1 protein-coding gene is annotated in these 826 nt (G+C 75.1%); it reads left to right on the top strand.

All coding sequences use genetic code 11. The features are described from left to right. The coding region (locus ACYVE7_RS34940) for an FtsK/SpoIIIE domain-containing protein (protein ID WP_460370949.1) at window positions 1-826 on the top strand (826 nt) is incomplete at both ends.

Raw genomic sequence — 826 nt, 5'->3', positions numbered from 1 at the left:
ATGCCCGACCCGTCGGCCGCGCACGTCCTGGCCTCGTGGAAGCGGGGCGGCACCACGGCCGTGCCGATCGGATCGGGCACCGGCGGCGTCGTCACGCTCGACCTGCGGGCGGACGGCCCGCACGGCCTCGTCGCCGGGACGACCGGCGCGGGCAAGTCCGAGCTGCTCCAGTCGCTGATCGCGGCGCTGGCCGTCCGGAACCGGCCCGATGAGATGACCTTCGTCCTCATCGACTACAAGGGCGGCGCGGCGTTCAAGGACTGCGCGGCGCTCCCCCACACCGTCGGCATGGTCACCGACCTCGACGGGCGGCTCACCGAACGGGCCCTGGAGTCGCTGGCGGCCGAGCTGCGCCGCCGTGAGCAGGTGCTGGCCGCCGTCGGCGCGAAGGACCTCGACGACTACGTCCAGGATGGGCGGGGGCGCGCCCCGCTGCCCCGGCTGGTGCTGGTGATCGACGAGTTCGCGACGATGGCGGCCGAACTGCCCGGGTTCGTGGACGGGCTGGTCGACATCGGGCGGCGCGGCCGGTCCCTGGGCGTCCATCTGATCCTGGCGACGCAGCGGCCCGCGGGCGTGGTGACCGCCGAGATCAGGGCCAACACCAACCTGCGGATCGCGCTGCGGGTGACCGACGCCGAGGACTCCAGCGACGTCATCGACGCGCCGGACGCCGCCCGGATCCCCAAAGCGCTGCCCGGCAGGTGCTTCGTCCGGTCGGGGGCCTCCTCGCTGACGGCCGTGCAGACGGCGCGGATCGGGGGGCGGCGCGGCGCGTCCAGCCGTCCGACGGTGACCCGGGCGCTGACCTGGGGCGAGCTGGCGC

The organism is Actinocorallia lasiicapitis, assembly GCF_054778695.1.
Note: the sequence above shows the minus strand (reverse complement) of the source record. Positions and strands in the feature narration are given on the sequence as shown.